Annotated in this window: 14 protein-coding genes; 5 read left to right on the plus strand and 9 right to left on the minus strand. The window is 62.6% G+C overall.

The window, feature by feature from the left end; genetic code table 11:
* Positions 1-85: 85 nt before the first annotated feature.
* From ACTJLA_RS19815 to cbiE, 5 genes are all read right to left on the minus strand, one after another.
* Positions 86-484 (minus strand): DUF2946 domain-containing protein, encoded by a 399-nt coding sequence (locus ACTJLA_RS19815; protein WP_127880437.1) that lies wholly within the window; start codon positions 482-484, stop codon positions 86-88.
* Positions 485-494: 10 nt separating this feature from the next.
* On the minus strand, positions 495-977 hold the full coding sequence (locus ACTJLA_RS19820; RefSeq protein ID WP_054918811.1) for a copper chaperone PCu(A)C: 483 nt from the start codon (positions 975-977) through the stop codon (positions 495-497).
* 47 nt (positions 978-1,024) lie between these two features.
* Positions 1,025-1,417: a DUF2946 domain-containing protein gene (locus tag ACTJLA_RS19825; protein WP_034126406.1), complete on the minus strand. Its 393-nt coding sequence runs from the start codon at positions 1,415-1,417 to the stop codon at positions 1,025-1,027.
* Positions 1,418-1,841: 424 nt separating this feature from the next.
* Positions 1,842-2,561, minus strand: a complete 720-nt coding sequence (locus ACTJLA_RS19830; protein WP_314546072.1) for a cobalt-precorrin-6A reductase — start codon at positions 2,559-2,561, stop codon at positions 1,842-1,844.
* The gene (cbiE, locus tag ACTJLA_RS19835; RefSeq protein WP_089042142.1) at positions 2,558-3,763 is read right to left on the minus strand and encodes a precorrin-6y C5,15-methyltransferase (decarboxylating) subunit CbiE; all 1,206 of its coding nucleotides are present in this window, start codon (positions 3,761-3,763) and stop codon (positions 2,558-2,560) included. Before cbiE ends, ACTJLA_RS19830 begins: the two co-directional genes overlap by 4 nt.
* 38 nt (positions 3,764-3,801) lie before the next feature.
* Here cbiE and cobG point away from each other — a divergent pair, with 38 nt between their 5' ends.
* The 5 genes from cobG to ACTJLA_RS19860 all read left to right on the plus strand — a co-directional run bounded on the left by cobG (position 3,802) and on the right by ACTJLA_RS19860 (position 9,152).
* On the plus strand, positions 3,802-5,148 hold the full coding sequence (gene cobG, locus ACTJLA_RS19840) for a precorrin-3B synthase (protein WP_314546076.1): 1,347 nt from the start codon (positions 3,802-3,804) through the stop codon (positions 5,146-5,148).
* The gene (locus ACTJLA_RS19845; RefSeq protein ID WP_034126410.1) at positions 5,141-5,767 is read left to right on the plus strand and encodes a precorrin-8X methylmutase; all 627 of its coding nucleotides are present in this window, start codon (positions 5,141-5,143) and stop codon (positions 5,765-5,767) included. The genes cobG and ACTJLA_RS19845 overlap by 8 nt, the downstream gene beginning before the upstream one ends.
* Positions 5,767-6,498 carry a precorrin-2 C(20)-methyltransferase gene (locus ACTJLA_RS19850; RefSeq protein ID WP_054896393.1) on the plus strand — a complete coding sequence of 244 codons (732 nt, stop codon included), beginning with the start codon at positions 5,767-5,769 and terminating at the stop codon, positions 6,496-6,498. The genes ACTJLA_RS19845 and ACTJLA_RS19850 overlap by 1 nt, the downstream gene beginning before the upstream one ends.
* Positions 6,498-8,135, plus strand: a complete 1,638-nt coding sequence (cobJ, locus tag ACTJLA_RS19855; RefSeq protein ID WP_314546083.1) for a precorrin-3B C(17)-methyltransferase — start codon at positions 6,498-6,500, stop codon at positions 8,133-8,135. The genes ACTJLA_RS19850 and cobJ overlap by 1 nt, the downstream gene beginning before the upstream one ends.
* Before the next feature lie 237 nt (positions 8,136-8,372).
* The gene (locus ACTJLA_RS19860) at positions 8,373-9,152 is read left to right on the plus strand and encodes a hypothetical protein (protein WP_054918794.1); all 780 of its coding nucleotides are present in this window, start codon (positions 8,373-8,375) and stop codon (positions 9,150-9,152) included.
* On the opposite strand, the gene ACTJLA_RS19865 is transcribed toward ACTJLA_RS19860, so the two are convergent.
* The 4 genes from ACTJLA_RS19865 to purH all read right to left on the minus strand — a co-directional run bounded on the left by ACTJLA_RS19865 (position 9,149) and on the right by purH (position 16,123).
* On the minus strand, positions 9,149-9,745 hold the full coding sequence (locus ACTJLA_RS19865; RefSeq protein WP_003171467.1) for a MarC family protein: 597 nt from the start codon (positions 9,743-9,745) through the stop codon (positions 9,149-9,151). The two genes, ACTJLA_RS19860 and ACTJLA_RS19865, sit on opposite strands and share 4 nt — an antisense overlap.
* 461 nt (positions 9,746-10,206) lie before the next feature.
* Positions 10,207-12,981, minus strand: a complete 2,775-nt coding sequence (locus ACTJLA_RS19870) for a hybrid sensor histidine kinase/response regulator (protein WP_034126413.1) — start codon at positions 12,979-12,981, stop codon at positions 10,207-10,209.
* 116 nt (positions 12,982-13,097) lie between these two features.
* Positions 13,098-14,390, minus strand: coding sequence for a phosphoribosylamine--glycine ligase (gene purD, locus ACTJLA_RS19875; RefSeq protein ID WP_014716727.1), 1,293 nt, complete (start codon positions 14,388-14,390; stop codon positions 13,098-13,100).
* Positions 14,391-14,515: 125 nt separating this feature from the next.
* Positions 14,516-16,123: a bifunctional phosphoribosylaminoimidazolecarboxamide formyltransferase/IMP cyclohydrolase gene (gene purH / locus ACTJLA_RS19880; protein WP_313044431.1), complete on the minus strand. Its 1,608-nt coding sequence runs from the start codon at positions 16,121-16,123 to the stop codon at positions 14,516-14,518.
* Positions 16,124-16,193 lie beyond the last annotated feature (70 nt).

The raw sequence follows: 16,193 nt of genomic DNA on the forward strand, positions 1-16,193 counted from the left end.
CCATCAATCAATCGTAAACAACACGGCCAGCAGCCTGCGGCTGTCTGTCTAAAGTCGGCCGGGGTGAAGTAACGCGGTGAAGGGCTTACGAAACGATGGGCGGCGCGCGGCTGCGGGCTCCGGGGAAGATGCTCTGCCGGGCATGGCCCAGGCGCGTGGCGGGGGTGAGGGCGTTGGCGGGCGGCGGGGTGCCGAGGGTTGCGTAGGAGACGCTGCCGGGCAGGGCCGGGCAACTGAACAGCAGGCTGCAATAGCCGCATTTTTCCCAGAGAACATGATGCTCGTCGGGGGCTTTGCTGTGCTGCGCAGGTTCACCATGGCAGTTGGGCATGTCCATGGTCATGGACATGCTGGCGTGATGATCCATCGGCATCGCTTGGGAAATCAGCGGACCGATAAAAATCATCAGCATGGCGAACAGGCTGATCCAACTGCCGCGCATCAGGCGGCGGTGGGGAGACAACCTGGCGCGAGGGGCGCCCATCGAGGTTGGCTTACTGGGCGTGCATGTGCTCGTGGCCGGCCATTGGCGGCGCTTTGTGCACCGACACTTGCACCTCGACCTTGCCGGCTTTTTCGAAGGTCAGGGTCAGCGGGAATTGCTTGCCGTCGGCCAGCAGGCTGCGGTCTTTGAGGCCAAGCAGCATGACGTGATAGGCCATCGGCGCGAAGGTCAGTTCACCCTTGGCCGGTACGGCGACGCTGGGCACTTGTTGCATCTTCATCAAATCGCCTTGCATCACGTGCTCATGCAGCTCGGCTTTTTCGGCAACGCTGGTTTCAACGCTGAGCAGGCGATCCGGGGCCGCCCCGGTGTTATGAATTACAAAGTAGGCGGCGACGGTAGGCGCATTCGGTGGCAACTCCTGAGACCAGGGGTCGCTCACCAGCAAATCGCCGGCCTTGTAGTCTTCGGCATTGGCAGCACTGAACACCGGCAGCAGCAACGCAGCCAGAAGCAGGGAAGATTTAAGCATGGCAGTTCTCCAGAACGGTTCTAAACGCAGTTCACTTGCGAAGAAGATCAGACCGTTGGAGAAGCGCGGGGGTTAAGGCTCGGCCATTGCTGGCGCGGGGTTGGATTGCGCAATAAGCGCGGCGGCAAGTTCTGCACCGCCTCGAAGCGCGTCACATACAACTGCGGCACATGCCCCGGCAACGCCACCAACGGCGCAGAACCCGAGCAACACCAGCAATGCTGCATGGCGGAGTGATCGTCCGGCGGTGCGGGAATTTCCAGCTTGCCCAGGGCAATCGCCTTGAGGCTCGCGCCATTGGACGAACAGAACCCGCCCCACATCAGACGCTTGACCGGGTCATCGGTCTGCTGCATTGCACTGGCCAACGGCATGGCAAACGCATTGAACAGCACTGCAAGGCAGGCGATCCAGGCAATTGCAAAGCGTTGACGGGCCATGGCGGATAATCCGTAGGGTTAAACGATCAGGCGGGTATTTAGCCTGATCGGGGGGGATAAGTAAAAAGGGCGGGTGTGGTTTGGTGTCGCAGTGTTGGGTTTGAGGATAGACGAGAACGGCCGCTTGCCAATTTTGCAGAAAGGACGCGGCGCACCAGGCGGGCTGATCGTTCCCACGCTCTGCGTGGGAATGCCGCGTTGGACGCTCTGCGTCCGCTTTTAAAGCCGTGACGCGGAGCATCACAGGATGCATTCCCACGCGGAGCGTGGGAACGATCAAGTCAGGTATAGGGCTTTTTCCAGCCAATGGTTGCGCAGTTGATTGAGCTAGCGCCTTGGCTGGCTGATCTACTACCGTCATTTGATAACGCAATTCCAAAGTGTGGGAGCGAGCAAGCCCGCTCCCACATTGGATAGGTGGTGTTTAGAAAAGAGTGATTGCTTGTAGCAACGCCGGCACTGCTGTGAACTCTCGATCTACGGCAGCCAACACCGGCCGCTTCAACACCAACACCGGCACCCCACGTTCACGCGCCACTTCCAGCTTCGGCTCGGTGGCGGTGCTGCCGCTGTTCTTGCTGATCAGCACATCAATCCGCCGTTCTTCGAATAACGTCCGTTCATCCTCGATCAAAAACGGCCCGCGTGCGCCGATCACCTCACAGCGCTCGTTGCCGGGATACACATCCAGCGCGCGCAAGGTCCAGAACTGATCGGCGGGGATTTCGTCGAGGTGCTGCAAGGGTTCGCGACCCAAGGTGAACAGCGGGCGTTTGAAGGGTTTGAGCGCTTCGACCAGTTCGGCCCAGTCGGCGACCTCTCGCCAATCTTCCCCCGGCTGCGGCTGCCAGGCTGGGCGTCGCAATGCCCAGCAAGGCACATCGCTCAATTGCGCCGCTTGGGCCGCGTTTTGGCTGATCTGCGCTGCATACGGATGGGTGGCGTCAATGATCAGGCTGATACGTTCGTCACGAATAAACTGCGCTAACCCTTCAGCGCCTCCGTAACCCCCGACACGAACCTTGCAGTTCAGGTCGGTTGGTACGCGGCCCACACCGGCCAGGCTGTAGACGTGTTCCGGCCCCAAGGTACGGGCGATGGCCAGCGCTTCCGTGACCCCGCCCAGTAATAGAATCCTTTTCATAGCGGCTTGATCACTTCCAGCAACGTGATCGGCAGCGCCTGGCGCCAGGTATCGAACTCGCCCAGGGGCTGCGCCTGGGCCACGTGGATGCGGGTCAGTTCACCGCCATGCTCGGCGCGCCAGTTCATCAAGGTCATTTCGCTTTGCAGGGTCACGGCATTGGCAACCAGGCGGCCACCGGGGCGCAGGTGTTGCCAGCAGGTGTCGAGCACGCCGTCGCGGGTGACGCCGCCGCCGATAAAGATGGCGTCCGGCGTTTCCAGGCCGCTTAACGCCTCCGGCGCCTTGCCGCGAATCAGTTGCAGGCCGGGCACGCCGAGGGCGTCGCGGTTGTGTTCGATCAGGCTTTGTCGGCCTGCGTCGGCTTCGATCGCGAAGGCGCGACAGCTGGGATGGGTGCGCATCCATTCAATACCGATGGAGCCACTGCCCGCGCCTACGTCCCATAACAGTTCGCCCGGCATGGGCGCGAGGCGGGCGAGGGTCATGGCGCGCACATCGCGTTTGGTCAGTTGGCCGTCGTGCTTGAAAGCTGCGTCGGGCAAGCCTGCAAGGCGCGACAGACGCGGTGCGTTCGCATCCGCCAGGCAGTCGATGGCGATCAGGTTCAAATCGGCAACCGCCGTGGGCTCCCACGCTTGCGCATGCCCGTCGATACGCCGCTCAGCCGGGCCGCCCAAGTGTTCAAACACAGTTATCCGACTGGGGCCAAAGCCGCGCTCGGCCAACAACGCCGCAATCAACGCGGGGCTGTTGCCGTCATTGCTCAACACCAATAAGCGCACGCCACTGGCCAGATGCGCATTAAGTGCCGCCACCGGACGGGCCACCACGGATAACGTCACCACCTCCTGCAACGGCCAGCCCAGGCGCGCCGCCGCCAGGGATACCGACGATGGCGCGGGCAAAATCAACAACTCTTCAGCTGGCACTTGCCGCGCCAGGCTGGCGCCGACGCCATAGAACATCGGATCGCCACTGGCCAGAACGCACACGGGCTCCCCGCGCCGCGACAACACTGGCTCCAGGGAAAACGGGCTCGGCCACACTTGGCGTTCGCCACGAATACACACCGGCAACAGGTCCAACTGGCGTTGGCCGCCTATAATCCGCGTGGCGCGCAACAGGGCATGCCGGGCATTTCTGCCCAGGCCTTTGAAGCCGTCTTCACCGATGCCTACAACCGTCAGCCAGGGCGACATATCAATTCCTTGAACGACATCCGACGGGCAGGCTTTTCATGCCGCCGGACAAAGCAGGCATAATACCGCGCCTTTACCCGTCAACCGGTAGCCCCGTGATCCCAACGCCCGCTGTGAATACCTTGCGCCCCTCGGCTTGTCCGGGGTTGCTGCGTATTGTCCAGGCGTTGGACGGTGGCATTTGCCGAGTCAAATTGGCGGGCGGCGCGATCACTGCCGCCCAGGCCCACGCCTTGGCGGACGCGGCCCAGGCGTATGCGGGCGGGGTGATTGAGGCGACCAACCGCGCCAACCTGCAGATCCGCGGCATCGGCGCCGAGCAGGAGGCGTTGATCGCCCGACTACTGGCGGCGGGCCTGGGCCCCAGCAACGCGGGCGGTGACGACGTGCGCAACCTGATGCTCAGCCCCAGCGCTGGCATTGACCCGCAGATGCTGTTCGACACCCGCCCGCTGGCCGCGCAGATCCTCGCCACCCTGGAGAACCATCCGCGTTTCCATGAACTGTCGGCCAAGTTCGCGGTGCAACTCGATGGCGGCGAAGACCTGGCGATGCTCGAGCATCACCACGACCTGTGGTTGTCGGCCTTCGTACGCCATGGCGAAACCCTGCTCGCGTTCGGCCTGGCCGGCTGTCCGGGCCTGGATGCGCCCCTGGCCGCCGTGCCTTTGAACCAGGGGCATGGGTTGGTCGTGGCCGTGCTGGAAGCGTTTCTGGACCTCGCCACCCCAGAACAAACGCGCATGCGCCATTTGTCTGTGGATAACGTGCTGAACCATTTGCGCTTGCCGTTGCTGCCAGCCGACGGCTTCATACGCCCGCCCAGCGACGCGTCGCTCCAGGTGGGCACTTATCCACAAGTGCAAAAGAATCAGTTCTACGTCGCCGCCCTCGCGCCATTGGGCCGCCTGAACCCGGCGATGCTCAAGGGCGCCGCACAACTGGCCAGTGACTATGGGGACGGCACCTTGCGCTTCACCCCTTGGCAAGGCGTGCTGGTGCCCAACGTCGAAAAGCCTCACGCCGTGACCGAGCGCCTGGCGCAACTGGGCTTTATCTGCTCGCTCGGCCACCCGCTGGCGCGCATGATTGCCTGCACCGGTTCCAGCGGCTGCGCAAAAGGCTTGGCCGACACCAAGGCCGACGCCGTGCAACTGGCCGCTCTGCAACCGGGCGTTGAGGTGCATCTGTCCGGCTGCCTGCGCTCCTGCGCTGCCGCGCACACCGCGCCAGTCACCTTGCTGGCGGTGAGCCCCGGCCACTACGACCTCTATTTTTGCGATGCAACCCAGCCTGGTTTTGGCCGGCTTCACGCGCGCACTCTTTCCATTGAAGCGGCGGGCGCCCTGTTGCGCGCTCGTCCACGGAGCAACACCGATGATTGATTACATCCGCGACGGTCAGGAGATCTATCGCAACTCCTTCGCCATTATTCGCGCGGAAGCCAAGTTGGACCGCATCCCGGCCGATTTGGAAAAACTCGCGGTGCGGGTGATCCATGCGTGCGGCATGGTCGAGGCCATCGACGGTCTGCAATTCTCCGAAGGTGCGGGCAAGGCCGGGCGCGATGCGCTGGCCGCTGGCGCGCCGATTCTGTGCGATGCGCGGATGGTCTCCGAAGGCGTGACCCGCGCGCGCCTGCCAGCCAATAACCCAGTGATCTGCACCCTGCGCGACGACAGCGTGCCGGAGCTGGCGCGGGAACTGGGCAATACCCGTTCCGCCGCCGCCCTTGAACTGTGGCGCCCGCATCTGGAAGGCAGTGTGGTGGTGATCGGCAACGCGCCGACCGCGTTGTTCTATCTGTTGGAAATGCTCGATGCCGGTGCGCCGAAGCCGGCGTTGATCCTGGGTTTTCCGGTGGGCTTTGTCGGCGCCGCCGAATCCAAGGCCATGCTCGCTGCTGATAGTCGTGGGGTGCCGTTCGTGATCATGCAAGGTCGCCTGGGCGGCAGCGCCATGGCTGCCGCCGCCGTCAATGCCCTGGCCACGGAGGTCGAATAATGCAGGTGCGCGGACGTTTGATCGGCCTGGGCGTCGGCCCCGGTGATCCGGAACTGATTACCCTCAAAGCCCTGCGCCTGCTGCGTGAATCGCCGGTGGTGGCGTACTTCGTGGCCAAAGGCAAGAAGGGCAACGCCTTCGGCATTATCGAGGACCACCTGGTGCCGCAACAGACCCTGATGCCGCTGGTGTACCCGGTGACCACCGAAGTGCTGCCGGCGCCGCTGTCCTACGAGCAGGTGATCAGCGACTTCTACGACAATGCCAGCCTCGACGTGGCCGCTCACCTGGACGCGGGCCGCGACGTGGCGGTGATCTGCGAAGGTGACCCGTTTTTCTACGGCTCCTACATGTACCTGCATGACCGCCTGGCCGAGCGCTACGAGGCCCAGGTGATTCCAGGTGTGTGCTCGATGCTCGGTGGTGCCTCGGTACTCGGCGCGCCGTTGGTGTATCGCAATCAGAGCTTGTCGGTGCTCTCGGGCGTATTGCCCCATGAGGATCTCAAGCGCCGCCTGGCCGATGCCGATGCCGCAGTGATCATGAAGCTGGGGCGCAACTTCCCGAAAGTGCGCCAGGTGTTGGAAGAGCTGGGTCTGGCCGAGCGGGCGTTGTACGTGGAACGCGCGACCATGGCCAACCAGAAGATCGTGTCGCTGGATCAGGTGGAGCCGATGTCGTCGCCGTATTTCTCACTGATCATCGTGCCCGGTGAACGGTGGCAAGGTTGATGACCCCGGCGATTGTGATTCTGGGTCAAGGCAGCCTGGCGACTGCGCGCAAGCTCCAACAGGTTTACCCCGGCGCGTTGATCCACGGTTTGGCCACACGGGTTGAGGGGGCAGACCGTACCTACAGCGAATTCGGCGCGACCTTGCGTCAGCTCTATCAGCAGGGCACGCCACTAATTGCCCTGTGCGCCGCGGGCATTGTGATTCGCACCCTGGCACCGTTGCTGCTGGAAAAGGGTGAAGAACCCGCCGTGCTGGCCGTGGCTGAAGACGGCAGCGCTGTGGTGCCGTTGCTCGGTGGCCTGGGGGGCGTGAACCTCATGGCGCGCGATATTGCGGCAGCGCTCGGCGTGTCCGCCGCCATCACCACCAGCGGCGAGTTGCGTTTTGGCACCTGCCTGCTCAACCCGCCGGCGGGCTATCAACTGGCCGACATCGAGCTGGGCAAACGCTTTGTCTGCGACCTTCTGGCCGGCGAAAGCGTGCGCATTGAAGGCGCGGCGCCATGGCTGGAGGACGCTAACCTGCCTCAGGATCAACAGGCGCGCCTGGCGATTCATGTGGGCAGTGCCGAGCGCACACCGGCAGCCAACGAGTTGCTGATTTACCCGCAGAATGTCTACGCCACCTGCCGGCCGGGTGCGCAGTTGGCCGAGCGTGTGCGCTCGGCGTTGCAGGAGGCTGGCGTGGCCGTGCAATCCCTGGCCTGCCTGCTGGCCAGCGACCTGCAGATGGCTGACGCGTCCTTGCATGAAGCCGCGTCGGCCTTGGGTGTACCGCTGCGTTTTGCCGTACTGGAACCCGTTGCGGACATCAGTATCACCGTGGCCGAGCAGCCCTTGGATCTGTCACAGGTTGGGCGCCCCCGCGGGCGTCTGGCGGTGATTGGCCTGGGCCCCGGCGCTGCTGAATTGATGGTGCCGGCGGTGAAGGCGGAACTGGCGCGTTGCACCGATGTGCTGGGGTATGAAACCTACGTGCGCATGGCCGGGCCGTTCCGGGACGACCAAGTGCAACACTGCACTGACAACCGCGAAGAAATGCAGCGCGCCCGCCACGCCTTCGAGCTAGCCGCGCAAGGCCGCTCGGTGGTGGTGGTGTCCTCTGGTGACCCGGGTGTATTCGCCATGGCCGCAGCGGTGATCGAGGCGCTGCACGAGTCCAGCGAGCCGGCCTGGCATCAGGTCGACCTGGAAATCCTGCCGGGGGTTTCCGCTTCGCTGGCCACCGCTGCCCAGGCGGGCGCGCCGCTGGGGCATGACTTCTGTGTGATGTCGCTGTCGGATAATCTCAAGCCCTGGGCGATCATCGAAAAACGCCTGGACCTGGCTTCCCAGGCCGACCTGGCCTTGGCGTTCTACAACCCGATCTCCAGGTCGCGGCCTTGGCAACTGGGGCGCGCCCTGGAGATCGTCGCGCTGCATCGCACGCCGCAGACGCCGGTGGTGCTGGGCCGTGACATCGGTCGTCCAGGCCAGACGCTGCGCGTCACTACCTTGGGGCAACTGACGCCCGAGCAGGTGGACATGCGCACCATGGTGCTGATCGGTTCATCCACCACCTGTGTGTTCCCGCGCGCGGGTGGCGGCGAGTGGGTGTACACACCACGTTGGTATGGCGACAAACCCAGCTCCTGAAAACAGCCCCGTTGGCCGCCGGAAAGCTCCGGATAACCCAGGGATTCCCCTGGCGTTGTTCGGAGCTTTTTCTTTTTTATGCGATGAAAACCGCACGCCTGCCCGCCGCGCCTTGTCATTGCTGGACGCTGGTTTTGGGCGGGGCAGTCCAAGGGATGTTTATCGCATGGAAACCCCGCTGCTCCCTGGACTAGGGTGGAAGCAAGCCCCATGTGGGGTGCTTGTGGAGAACAGAAAATGGAGCGACGTCACAGAAGGATCAACAGTAAAAAAAGGCGCAAGTTGATTGCCGCCTACAAATTGCCGGGCGCACCTGCCAGGCAGGCCGCTTGCGCGCTGGATAGCGACGATGATTGCAATGCGGCCGTGGTCAACAACGGGGTGATTTCATTTGCCGAAGGCTTGTCGGCGTTGAACCGCGAATACGTACGCAAAAGCTATCTGCTGGCCAGCAGTTATGTGAGCGATGTGCTGAACGTCCAGCGGGGCAGCGAGGCGTGGTACGAGGAATTTATCAAGGTAATGGTCAGCCTGGGGTGGCTGCCGCTGCGCAGTCGCTTTGAACGGGTCTCGCGTGCGGGCAAGGGCCTGACGGTGCAACTGGCGGCGCTGAATATCATCGCCTCGATGCTGACGTCGACGGCGCTGTTCGGGCCACTGCTTAGCGCCTTGCCCAAGCTGGCCGCCGATGCGCTGGATGCATTGAAGCGTCAGCCAGCGTCTTTCGAGCTGTTCAAGCGCAATTGCGCGGTGCATGAGGGCGGCGATTTCGGCCTGGCCTCCTGCGCTGAAACAGACGGCGAGTTGATCATGGTGCTGGTGACCTACAGCACCCATGGTGTGGATAAACAGGTGGGCCTGCCCTTCCTGGAGTGGGATAGCTCCTCGTTCGAGGCCTTCAGCGGGCAGACTTGCCTGGTGCTCAATACCTCTATGGTCAACGAGAAAACCATCCAACTGATGCGCGAAAGCGCCGGTGACAAAGTGGAAATGGCTATCGCCAAATACCGGATCTAGGGCACCAGGTAGCCGCGTACCCCGGTAAAAATGATTTGCGCGGCCAGGGCGCAGACGAACAGGCCCATCAACCGGCTGACAATCTGCAAGCCCTGGTCGCCGAGAATGCGTTCGATACGGTTGGACAGGTACAGCACCACGCCTACCGTCAGGCTGGCCAGGGCAATACTGAGGATGGCGGTAAGCTTGTCGTCCCAGTGTGGTTGGCTGACGCCCATCACCAGCAAGGCGCCGATGGTGCCGGGGCCGACGGTGAGAGGGATGGTCAGCGGCACGATGGTCACGTCCTGCTGCACGTTGTCGGTCTGTACCGCCGACTTGCCCTGGGCCATGCCCAGGGCGGAGATAAACAACACGCTGCCGGCGCCGATACGGAACGCGTCGACGGTAATGCCGAACACACTGAAAATCACCCGGCCAAACAGGTAGAGCAGCACGCTCGATACCAGGGTGGCCAGTGCAACTTTCCACGCCAGGCGCCGACGCTCCTTGCTGGAGTAGCCACGGGTCAGGCTGATAAAGCAGGACAGCACAAAGAACGGGCTGTAGAGCACCAGCATCTTCAGGTAAACGCTGAATAACACATGGAGCATGAGGGCGGCTCGCGGGCGGGGAAAGTGTGGAGGAGTCTATCCGACACAGATCAAATGTGGGAGCTGGCTTGCCTGCGATAGCGGTGGGTGTGATCGTTCCCACGCTCTGCGTGGGAATACATCCAGTGACGCCCTGCGTCGCGTTCAAGCAGGACGCGGAGCGTCCCGGGCGGCATTCCCACGCGGAGCGTGGGAACGATCATCACGGGCTGTAGAGCACCAGTATCTTCAGGTAAACGCTGAATAACACATGGAGCATGGGGGCGGCTCGCGGGCGGGGAAAGTGTGGAGGAGTCTATCCGACACAGATCAAATGTGAGAGCTGGCTTGCCTGCGATAGTGGTGGGTGTGATCGTTCCCACGCTCTGCGTGGGAATGCATCCAGTGACGCTCTGCGTCGCGTTCAAGCAGGACGCGGAGCGTCCCGGGCGGCATTCCCACGCGGAGCGTGGGAACGATCATCAGGAAAGGGTGCTGTGCTCAGGGCGCTGTTGGCGCTGCGCGACCCAGTAGTCCACCAGCTCGCGCAACTGCGACAGTTCCACCGGCTTGGCCATATGCCCGTCCATGCCTGCCTGGCGTGCGCGTTCTTTGTGTTCCGACAGGATATGCGCGGTGAGCGCCACCACTGGCGTGCGCACGCGTTGGTGGCTGACTTCCCATGCCCGCAGTTGCTGTGTGGCGGAGAAGCCATCGAGAATCGGCATTTCGCAGTCCATCAATACCAGGTCATAGCGCTGGGCTTTCATCGCTTGCAGCGCTTCTTCGCCGTTGCTGGCGGTGTCCGGGTCGAGATTGAGCTTGCCGAGCATGCCACGAATCACTTTGGTGGAGATGCTGTTGTCTTCGGCTACCAGGATGCGGAAATCGCTGGGCACGGTCATGGCTGCCGGTGCGCTGGGGGCCGGGCGTGCCACGGGGGCGCCTTTGCTGCGCTGGGCCAGTTCATCGGCCAGGGTGGTCTTGAGGGTGTAGCCAGCCACCGGTTTGGCGAGGATGCGCTTGATCCCGCAGTTGCGCGCAATGATCTTGCTCGGTGCGTTACTGATTCCGGTGAGCATGATCAGCAGGATGTCGTGGTTCAGGCTCGGGTCTTCCTTGATTTTCGCCGCCAGTTGCATGCCGGTCATGCCGGGCATGTTCTGGTCCAGCAGTACCACGTCGAAATAATCACGCAGGTGCGCCTTGGTGCGCAGCAGCGCCAGGGCCTCCTTGCCCGAAGGCACGGCGCTGACGTTCAGGCCCCAGGCCGTGCATTGTTGCACCAGGACTTTGCGGCAGGTGTCGTTGTCGTCCACCACCAGCACACGGGCGTCCTTGAGCGGGCCGTCGAGGTCGCTGGTCGGGTGTTCCAGGCGTTCCGGGTCCAGCGGCAGGGTCAGCCACAGGGTACTGCCCTGGTGGCTCCCACTCTTGACGCCGAACTCGCCGTTCATCAACAAGATCAGCTGGCGTGCGATGACCAAGCCCAAGTGGCCGCTCAAGCGCGTCGCCGAAAGGAAGTTCTTGCTGTGCAGTTCGCTGTGCAACAGGGCGTCGCGTTCGGCAGCTTCCATGGGCACGCCGCTGTCTTGCACGGCAATGCGCAGGCGTGGCTTGGTGCTGCGCTCATCCAGGGCGACAACGATCAGCACTTCGCCTTCATCGGTTTTGTGCAGGGCGTTTTCCAGAAGGCTCAGTAAAGCCTGGCGCAGTCGCGTCGGGTCACCGCTGATCACTCGTGGTACCTGGGGTTGGATGAAGCTGATCAGCTCGACATTCTGTTGCTCGGCCTTGGCGCGGAAGATGCTCAGGCAGTCGTCGATCAATGCATTGAGATCGAACTGCACATCATCGAGTTCGATCTGCCCGGATTCGAGCTTGGAAATGTCGAGAATCTCGTTGATCAGGGTGAGCAACTCATTACCGGCGCTGTGGATGGTCTGCACATAGTCGCGTTGCTTCACCGACAACGGCGTGCCCAGCAGCAACTCGGTCATGCCCAGCACACCGTTCATGGGCGTGCGGATTTCGTGGCTGATCTTCGCCAGGAACTCGGCTTTGGCGGCGATTTCGGCATTGCTGGCCGCCAGGTCGCGGCTCAGGCTGAAACGGGTTTCGACAATGGCGCGCTGGCGCTCGCCGAGGGCCAGGCTCATCAGCAGGCCACTGAGGCAGATAAAGCTCAACAGGGTGACGATCAGCCCCTGTGGCGCCACCAGGGTAAGGCCGAGCAGTGCGGGCAGAATGATCAACGTGCCGATGTTGAATACCACCATGGCCGCCACGAACAAGCGCGCCGGGCGGTAGCCTTTTTGCCAGTGATAGGCCGAGACAAACAGCATGCTCAGGCCCGCCAGCGCGACCAGGGCATAGGTGATGATGTTCAGCGGCAAGGTGTTGACGAACAACAGGAGCAGGCCGCACAGGATGATCAGCAGGATGTCGGCCATCAACACTTTGTTCAGCGGGTGCGGGCCCAGGGGCATGAAGAAGCGGTAGGCGAACATCAGCCCACAGGGTGCGGTCAGCAGCAGGGCCAGGTAGGCACCGGGGGTCTGGATTGCGTGCCAGTTCGGCAGCCATGGCCCCACCAGGTTGAGCAACAGCGCCAGGCTGAGCATCAACAGGAACTCGCACGCGGCCAGCCACAGGCTGCTGCGCGAGCGGTGGTAGGCGAAGCGCGTGAGGTTGTGCAGGATCAGCATCGACAGCACGCCGAACAGCAGGCCGTAGATCAGCGTCTGGTTCTGGTTGGCGGCGGCCAGCACCGCTGGTTCCAGGGTGATGTAAGGGCGCAGCTCGTGTTCCGAGACCAGGCGCAGGTATACCTCCAGTGGCCGTTGGCTCTGAGGCATCGGCAGCATGAAGTCACTGCTGGGCAACGAGCGCTCAGCCTGGGGTTGGCGTGTGCCGGTGGTTTGTTGCTCCACCAGGGTGTCGCCGTCCAGCACATACAGGCTCAGGCTGGAGAGGTCCGGGGCGAACACCCGTAGCACTTGTTCGTGCTTGCCGGGCTGCAACCTGAAACGCACCCACAACGCACCGTCCGGCTGCGCGGCGGTGATCCGGTCCAGTTCGATGGGGCTGAATTGATTGGTATAGCGGGCGGAACGGATATCGCTCAGTTGCAGGTCGGCCTGTTCATCAAGCAATACTGCCCAGCCACTGCCTTGCGCAGCGGCCTGGGCCGGTAGCAAGCAGAGCAGGGTCAGCAGACTGATTGTGAAACCTATGGCGATCCTGAGCCAGCGCACGGCGAAATCCCTTCGGTAGGTGGATGCACGGGTTAACTATGCGCGGGGCAACAGGGTACGGCAAGGGCCAAAGGCCCTTACCTAACCGAACGGATAGCTACTGCAAGTGTAGCTGCTCAGTTGTTCTCACCGCGTTCGCGGGCAATGGCACGGTAGCCAATGTCGGTGCGGTAGAAGCAGCCCTTCCAGTCGATTTTCGCCGCCAGTTTGTATGCCTGTTGTTGCGCGGCATCGACACTGGCACCCATCGCGGTGGCGCACAACACGCGGCCACCGGCGGTTACAACTTTGCCGTCCTTGAGCGCGGTGCCTGCATGGAACACCTTGCCTTCCAGCGCAGCGGCGGCGTCGAGGCCTTCGATCACATCGCCCTTGGCGTAGTCGGCAGGGTAGCCACCGGCCGCCAGCACAATCCCAACGCTAGGTCGTGGGTCCCACTGCGCTTCGACCTTGTCCAGGGCCTGGGCGAGGGCGGCTTCCACCAGCAGCACCAGGCTCGATTGCAGGCGCAGCATCACCGGTTGGGTTTCCGGATCGCCGAAGCGGCAGTTGAACTCGATGACTTTGGGGTTACCGGCTTTGTCGATCATCAGGCCGGCATAGAGGAAACCGGTGTACACGTTGCCTTCATCCGCCATGCCGCGCACGGTTGGCCAGATCACCAGGTCCATGACGCGCTGGTGGACGTCGGCGGTGACAACGGGCGCCGGGGAGTAGGCACCCATGCCGCCGGTGTTCGGGCCACTGTCGCCGTTGCCGACGCGCTTGTGGTCCTGGCTGGTGGCCATCGGCAATACGTTCTTGCCGTCGACCATCACGATAAAACTGGCTTCCTCGCCGTCGAGGAACTCCTCGATGACTACGCGTGAACCGGCGTCACCAAAGGCATTGCCGGCGAGCATGTCGCGCACGGCGTCTTCGGCTTCCTGCAGGGTCATGGCGACGATCACGCCTTTGCCGGCAGCCAGGCCATCGGCCTTGATCACGATCGGTGCGCCTTTCTCACGCAGGTAAGCCAGGGCCGGTTCGATCTCGGTGAAGTTCTGGTAGTCGGCCGTCGGGATCTTGTGGCGAGCCAGGAAGTCCTTGGTAAAGGCTTTCGAGCCTTCCAGCTGGGCGGCGCCAGCGGTAGGGCCAAAGCAATCCAGGCCACGGCTGCGGAACAGATCGACGACGCCTGCTACCAGTGGCACTTCCGGGCCGACGATGGTCAGGGAAACATTCTTCTCGGCAAAATCTGCCAACTGCTCCAGGGCCAGCACGTCGATGGCGACGTTTTCACACTTGGCTTCGATGGCGGTGCCGGCGTTGCCAGGAGCAACGAAGACTTTCTGCACGCGTGGGTCCTGGGCTACTTTCCAGGCCAGGGCGTGTTCACGGCCACCGCTGCCAATGATCAAAACATTCATTTCAAAAACCTCGTTAGGATGATCGTTCCCACGCTCTGCGTGGGAATGCCTCTACGGACGCTCTGCGTCCGAGGGACGCGGAGCGTCCCTGGCTGCGTTCCCACGCGGAGCGTGGGAACGATCAATCAGTGGCGGAAGTGGCGCATGCCGGTGAAGACCATCGCAATGCCAGCTTCATCAGCAGCGGCGATGACTTCTGCATCACGCATCGAACCGCCTGGTTGGATCACGGCGGTCACGCCTGCTTTCGCGGCGTTGTCCAGGCCGTCACGGAACGGGAAGAACGCATCGGAAGCCATCACCGAGCCCACCACCTGCAAACCGGCATGTTCAGCCTTGATCGCGGCGATACGTGCCGAGTTCACGCGACTCATCTGGCCAGCGCCGACACCGATGGTCTGGCGGTTCTTGGCGTAGACGATGGCGTTGGACTTGACGTATTTGGCCACTTTCCAGGCGAAGATCAGGTCGTTGATCTCTTGCTCGGTCGGCGCGCGCTTGGTCACGACTTTCAGGTCATCGCTGCCGATCATGCCGATGTCGCGGCTCTGTACCAGCAGGCCGCCATTGACGCGCTTGTAGTCCCAGGCCGCGGCGCGGTCTGCCGACCACTCGCCACAGGCCAGCAGGCGCACGTTGGTTTTGGCGGCGACGATGGCGCGGGCTTCTTCGCTGACGCTTGGGGCGATGATCACTTCGACGAACTGACGCTCGACGATGGCCTTGGCGGTCTCGGCATCCAGTTCGCGGTTGAAGGCAATGATGCCGCCGAATGCGGATTCGGTGTCGGTGGCGTAGGCCAGTTCGTACGCCTGGCGGATACCGCCTTCAGCGTCCGGGCTGACTGCCACGCCGCACGGGTTGGCGTGCTTGACGATCACGCAGGCCGGCTTGACGAAGCTCTTTACGCATTCCAGCGCGGCGTCAGTGTCGGCCACGTTGTTGTAGGAGAGTTCTTTGCCTTGCAGTTGAGTGGCGGTGGCGATGCCCACTTCGGCCGGCTTGGCTTCCACGTAGAACGCCGCACTCTGGTGCGGGTTCTCGCCGTAGCGCATTTCCTGGGCCTTGATGAACTGGCTGTTGAAGGTGCGCGGGAACTGGCTGCGACCTTCTGTGCTCAGGGTGTCAGCCGCTTGGTTCACGGTGCCCATGTAGTTGGCGATCATGCCGTCATAGGCGGCGGTGTGTTCGAACGCCTTGAGCATCAGGTCGAAGCGCTGGGCGTAGGTCAGGCCACCGGCCTTGAGGTTTTCCAGGACGTTGGCGTAGTCGCTGGCATTGACCACGATGGCCACGTCCTTATGGTTCTTGGCCGCCGAGCGCACCATGGTCGGGCCGCCGATATCGATGTTTTCGATGGCGGTCGGCAGGTCGCAGCCTGGCTTGTTGATGGTGGCTTCGAACGGGTAGAGGTTAACGGCCACCAGGTCGATCGGCTTGATGCCGTGCTCGGTCATGATGGCGTCGTCGATGCCGCGACGGCCGAGGATGCCGCCGTGGATTTTCGGGTGCAGGGTCTTGACGCGACCGTCCATCATTTCTGCGAAACCGGTGTAGTCCGCGACTTCTACTGCGGCCACGCCGTTGTCCTGCAGCAGTTTGAAGGTCCCGCCCGTGGAGAGGATTTCCACACCCAGGGCTTCCAGCTCCCGGGCAAATTCAAGGATCCCGGTCTTGTCGGAAACACTGATCAAGGCACGGCGGATCGGCAGGCGGGTGGTCTGGTCGGTCATCTCAATTTCCATCAAAAGCAAAGGAAGTCAGCAAAAAAGGCGACCGGTTTTACGCGGGCGCCTTTCTGGT

Source organism: Pseudomonas sp. 22072 (assembly GCF_052046095.1).
In the GTDB taxonomy this organism is placed as follows: domain Bacteria; phylum Pseudomonadota; class Gammaproteobacteria; order Pseudomonadales; family Pseudomonadaceae; genus Aquipseudomonas; species Aquipseudomonas paracarnis.